Source organism: Corynebacterium sp. 212_CJEI (assembly GCF_001055915.1).
In the GTDB taxonomy this organism is placed as follows: Bacteria; Actinomycetota; Actinomycetes; order Mycobacteriales; family Mycobacteriaceae; genus Corynebacterium; species Corynebacterium jeikeium_D.
In genome coordinates, this window is record NZ_JVPT01000058.1 from 1 (window position 1) to 5,413 (window position 5,413).

Annotated in this window: 4 protein-coding genes and 1 pseudogene; 1 reads left to right on the forward strand and 4 read right to left on the reverse strand. The window is 67.8% G+C overall.

Annotated elements, in window-relative coordinates:
* Positions 1 to 239, reverse strand: a pseudogene (locus ADB02_RS11310) (IS3 family transposase); the annotation flags it as partial.
* Between the two features lie 198 nt (positions 240 to 437).
* Between ADB02_RS11310 and ADB02_RS06860 the strand changes: the two are divergent.
* On the forward strand, positions 438 to 650 hold the full coding sequence (locus ADB02_RS06860) for a hypothetical protein (RefSeq protein WP_048735147.1): 213 nt from the start codon (positions 438 to 440) through the stop codon (positions 648 to 650).
* A gap of 38 nt (positions 651 to 688) precedes the next feature.
* Here the strand turns inward: ADB02_RS06860 and ADB02_RS06865 are convergent, their stop codons facing one another.
* The 3 genes from ADB02_RS06865 to ADB02_RS06875 form a co-directional block, all read right to left on the reverse strand.
* Complete coding sequence (locus tag ADB02_RS06865; RefSeq protein ID WP_152682035.1) at positions 689 to 2,209, reverse strand: alpha/beta fold hydrolase; 1,521 nt, start codon at positions 2,207 to 2,209, stop codon at positions 689 to 691.
* 260 nt (positions 2,210 to 2,469) lie between these two features.
* Entirely contained in the window at positions 2,470 to 3,777 is a 1,308-nt protein-coding gene (locus tag ADB02_RS06870) for an MFS transporter (RefSeq protein WP_016422298.1), read from the reverse strand.
* Entirely contained in the window at positions 3,774 to 5,297 is a 1,524-nt protein-coding gene (locus ADB02_RS06875; RefSeq protein WP_049170990.1) for a glycoside hydrolase family 1 protein, read from the reverse strand. Before ADB02_RS06875 ends, ADB02_RS06870 begins: the two co-directional genes overlap by 4 nt.
* Between the last annotated feature and the right edge of the window lie 116 nt (positions 5,298 to 5,413).

Consider the following 5,413-nt stretch of genomic DNA (forward strand, 5'->3'; position numbering starts at 1 on the left):
GCTGGCCTCCAACCAGCGTTGAAGAGCTCAACAGCACGAAGCTTGACCTCAAACGGGTAGCGGGTCAATGTTTTTGACTGTTTGCGGGGTCGACCAGGTTTGGCGGGTTCACGCAACCATTTGTACAGCGTCCATCGCCCTGGATAACCAAGTTCACGGACGGTCTTGGTCACCGATTGAGTACGCTTGTAAACCTGCAGAGCTCTGCGTCGCTGCTCCTTGGTGTATGAGCGGTTCATGATGGAATCCTCCAAGATTCCGTCCGCATCCCCTTCTGTCGTTTAACCCTTCTTTTTGACGGGATCCGTCCCGAAATCCGTCACAGGCATGTCACGACCGCGTGCGCGCGTCACGGTTTCATACAGCGTCGGTAACAAGTCGGTGGCACTGTCATGTCGGGTCTTTTGCCGTCGTCACGCACAACTAGTCCCGGCGGCATGAATCCTCGCATCATCGACAAGGACACCGGCGTCGAGCTGTGGACCGTCGCCGAATGCGCGGAGTTCACCGGTACCGCGCGCGGCACGTTCACCAGCTATGCGGGCCGTGGCAAAGCGCCGGTGCCGGCGGCGAAGCTCCACGGGCTGAACCCGCGGAACTCCGACGACGTGCGCGAGTGGCAGAAAGGCCACGAGGCGAAGGGCAAGTAGCCGGCCCAATCTCGGACCGGTCAGCCCGGCATGACCGGTCAGCCCAAGTAGTGGGCGGCGACGACGTTGGCGATCTCGTCGGCGTCGTTGTGGGCGACGAGCACGCCGTGGCCGTGGCCCGGCAGCTCGATGAGCTCGCCGCCCATGACCGCCTGCATCGCGCGGCCGCCCGTGCCGGTCACCGCCGCATCGCGGTCGTAGTGGAGCAGCAGCGGCTTCGACTCGAGGGCGTCGCCGCTGAGTTCCACGGCAGCGCCCTGCCCCGGCCAGCCGAGGCATAGCTGCCCCGACGACAGCGCATCGGCGTTGAGGCGGAAGATGTCGCCGCCGGTGAACTGGTCGAGGTACGTGCGGGGAATGCGGGACGGGTCGGCGGCGGTGACGTTGTCGTTGCAGATGATCGCCCGCTCGATGGTTCCCATCGCCTCGGTCTGCGCCATCATGTCTTCCGGGGTCACGCCCTCGGGTAGTTCGGGGGTCTCCACCTCGCCGGTGACCACGGCGTCGGCGATGTCGGGCCACATGCTCTCCGAGTACGTCGCCGCGAAGGTCTGCTGCAGCAGCACCGACTGATTGCCGGCGCCGGGGCGCATCAGGTTCGCCGCGAAGGAATGGCTGCGCCACGCGACGGGCAGAACGCCGTCGGCCAGCTGCATGAACGCCTCCGGGTCGTCGGCGAAGGCGGCGGGCACGTCGCCCACCTGCGTCGGCGGCGGGTAGACCTGACCCGGCGCGCCAACCTCCTCGTTGATGCGCTGCGACCAGCGCGCGTACACCTGCAGGGCGGTGGTGCCCAGGCCGTACTCGTCGTCACGGTCGGCGATCCACTGGAACATCGCGTTGAGAGCCTCGCGGCGCCACGGCTCGCGCGAGTCTCCGAGCCGAAAGTAACGGTCGGCAGGATTGACCGAGGAATCCAGCACCATCCGGCCCGTCTTGTCCGGGAACAGGGTCGCGTACGTGCTCATCAGATCCGTGCCGTAGGACAGGCCGTAGAGGTGCATGACGTCCTGGCCGAGCACGTCGCGGACATGGTTGAGATCGCGAGCGGTGTTCTCCGTGGTGATGGTCGCCGCGTATCCCGGTTCGTTGGCTTCGCAGGAGGCGTACATCGCGCCGACCTGCCCGGAGAGCAGACCCGTCATCGGGATGTCCGCCACGTTGCAGTTCAGCGGGGTGCCCCAGGCCAGGCCGCGCGGCTCGACGGCGATGAGGTCGAAGTGCTCCCGGACGGCGGTCGGCATCCTCACGGCCTCGTCGGAGAACATTCCCAACGCGTCGCCGCCGGGGCCGCCCGGATTGCCTGCGATGACGCCACGGCGCTCCCCCGTCGCCGGAACTCGGCTGACAGTGAGGGAAATCGTCGCGCCCTCCGGGTCGGAATAATCACGTGGCACGTCGATGTCCGCGCACACGGTGCCCGGCGCGGTCATCGCCGCGGTCGGGCACGCGCCCCAGTCCAACCCGCCGAGATCGGCCGGACCGGCGGAGCCGCCGGCCGACGCCTGCGGCACCGACAGCAACGTGCCCGCCAGCGCGAGCGCCGTGACCGGGGCCAACGCCCTGCGGACGAAGGACGTCCGGGACGACGGGGCCGCTGAGACTCGGCTCGCGGACCGGGCCTCGGCACCGGTCTCCACAGAGGAGACGGCGGGGGACGCTGCGCCGAATGCGGCGGGGGACAACTTCTTCGTGGGGCGCACGGGGATAAACACCTTTCATCGACTGCAACGAACGGTATCAAACCGTAACGCCGACCGCACGCCGTTCAAGGCACGAAGATTAAGGCACCGGCCGCACGCTGTTCAACGCACGGAGATCAGGGCACGGACCGCACCCGGTACACCAGCACCGCACCGACGGCGGTGAGCGCGCCCGCGAAAACGTACAGGCCGGGGTACCCGCCGAGGTTCGCCAACGCGAAGGCGGCGAGCACCGGGGCGGCCATGTTCGGGCCGGCGACGGCGAGGTTCATGACGCCCACGTCACGCCCGCGCTCATCGGCCTTGGGCAGCACCTGGTTGATCAGGGCCTGATCGACGGCCATGAACACGCCCCACGACAGACCCAACAGCACCGCCGCGCCGACGACCATGGCGAAGCTCCCGGCGAACGCCATGATCGCGCAGGCCCCGGCGACGCCCATCGACGACAACGCCACGAACACCCGGCGCTTGCCCATCTTGTCGGACACTTTGCCCGACAGGATCGCGGTGACGATGACGCACAGGGCATACGCGCCGGTGAGGACGAGTACGCCGGCATCCGGATCGGGGTGGCCGATGTGATCGCGCAGGTAATAGAACAGGTAGAACAACGCGACCGAGTTGCCCGTGGTCACCAGGAACCGGGCGATGAACACCCACGTGAAGTCGCGGTAGAGCCCTCCGGGCACCTCGGCGACGGCGGGCACCACGGCGTCAGCGTCCCCGCCGGCGTCGTCAAGCACCGGAGATGCGGCCGCCTGCGACCGCACCCGGGACACGTCGCGGAAGCCCGGCAGGAACTGGCCGATGAGCACCAGCAGCAGCGCCGCGGTGACGATGTACGCCAGCCCCAGGTCGAACACCGTGGCCACGACGGTGCCCAGCACCACGCCGAGGGTGTACGTCAGCCCCAGCACACCCGAGACCACGCCGTACTGATTGTCCGGCACCGTATCCGGCGCCACCGCCTGGGCCGCGTTGATTGACGCCGCGATGGCCAGCTGGAACACCGCCCACCCGATGGTCAACGCCATGAAGCCCGGCGCGGCGCCCAGGAACACCAGCGACCCGGCCGCCGCCAGCCCGCCGAAGAGGATCCACGGGGCGCGGCGGCCCCAGCGCGTGTCCGTGCGGTCCGACAACCACCCGGCCAGCGGATGCCCGATGATGGAGAAGAACCCGCCGACCGCCATGAGGAGCGCGAACTTCTCCTCCTTCTCCCCCGGATGCCAGATGAGGATCTGCTGCGCCAACAACAGCTGCGTCGGCGCTGCCCACGAGATGTTCTGCCCCAGGTACAGCAGGCCGTACCGCACGATCCAGCCGGTGGTCACCGGCGTGCGCTGGGCGGGGTCGGCGGTGAAACGCCCGACGTCGGAGATGGCGCGTTCGGAGGAGCCGGCGTGTTCGGAGGAGCTCATCCCTGCACCCCATCCGGCTCCGGCGGCTGCGCCCGCACGTTGGGGTCGGTGTGTTCGTCCGCGACGGGGTAACGACGGCCTGCGGTGTAGCGCCGGTGCAGCTCCGGGGTGATCCGCCCGGTGCGGGCCAGCTCGGCCAGCAGGTGGCCCGACGGCTTCATCGTCCGTTCCTGCGTCTCGTAGTCCAGGTGGACGATGCCGAATCGCGGCTCTTCGCCGTCGGCCCATTCCCAGTTGTCCACGAAGCACCAGTGGTACCAGCGCTCGATGGGCACGTCCGACTCGGCGATGGCCCGCAGGTGCTCCAGGATGAACCGCGGCCGGAACGACTCCAGCCTGCGGTCGGCAGCCCCGGCGTCCGGGTTGGCGTAGTCCCCGGCCGGATTCGGCTTTTCGACGCCCGCGTCCACGCCACCGACCGACAGCTCCAGATCGCCGAGATCGCAGGTGCCGTTTTCGGTGATCCAGACCGGTCCGCCGAAACGCTCGTTCAGGTCGCGGGCGCATTCGACCAGGCCCTCGGGGTGGATTTCCCACCCGAGGTCGTTGACCGGAGCCCCGACGAAGGTGCCGTCGTCGAACTTGTCGACGGCCGTGCGCGAGTAGTAGTTCAGGCCCAGGAAGTCGTGGTGGCGGCCCGACGGCAACCCGCGGCCGACCTTCGCCCCGCCCAGCAGCGGATGGAACTTCCCCGCCAGATGCGCGTCGGCGACGATGTCCTGGAACAGATGCCGATTGATCCGCGCCAGGCCGCGGTGGATGGGGTTGCGCGGATTGCGCGGCGCGAACGCCCGTGCGTGGTGGGCGATGCCGACCTTCGCCCGATCCCCCTGGATGCCGTGGATGACCTCGTAACCGCGGATGTGGGACACCGCCATGTTGCGCAGCACGGCCATCGTGTCGCCCCACGAGCGGTTGCCCGGCGGGCCCGAGCGGAACATGTGCGCCTGGGTGGCGTACACGTTCGGCTCGTTGACGGTGATCCACTCGTCGACGAGGTCGTCGAGCGCCCGCACGGTCGTCTCCGCATAGCGCAGGAAAGCCGCCGGCGATTCATCGGAGGTGAAGCCGCCGCGCCGAGCGAACCAGAGCGGATTGACGAAGTGATGGAGCGTCACCAGCGGACGAATCCCCTTGTCCCGCAGGTCGGCAATCTCCTCACGGTAGCGATCCAGCACCGCATGGTCGAACTCCCCCGGCCGCGGTTCGATACGCGCCCACTCCACGCCGATGCGAGCGATGGGCAGACCCAGCGACGCCATGAGCTCGTTGTCCTCCCGCCACCGGTTCCAGTGGTCGGTGGCGCGCAGCGGGGTCGAACCATCGGCGATGTTGCCGGGCTCGCGGGCCCAATCGAACCAGTCGTTGTTCTCGTCACCGCCCTCGATCTGCCCGGCGGCCGACGCCGTGCCGATCAGCAGACCCCGCAGATCGACGTCGTGATGCAACGGCTTCGCGAGCGGCGACGTGCGCGGCTGAGGATGGAGAGTTCGGTCATTGGCAGGCACATTGGTTGACATGCCGACATCCTATGTCACACATCACGCCTAGTTTTTGGTTTTCAAACAAAATATTATGGGTTTCGCGCGTCGACGGGGTCGTCGTAAAGCAACCGAGTAGAGCAACCGGATCGTTC

Bases quoted from the DNA above. Each gene is read 5' to 3' on its own strand.
- ADB02_RS06870 (WP_016422298.1), bottom strand. From the start codon at position 3,777: ATGAGCTCCTCCGAACACGCCGGCTCCTCCGAACGCGCCATCTCCGAC.
- ADB02_RS06860 (WP_048735147.1), top strand. From the start codon at position 438: ATGAATCCTCGCATCATCGACAAGGACACCGGCGTCGAGCTGTGGACC.
- ADB02_RS06875 (WP_049170990.1), bottom strand. From the start codon at position 5,297: ATGTCAACCAATGTGCCTGCCAATGACCGAACTCTCCATCCTCAGCCG.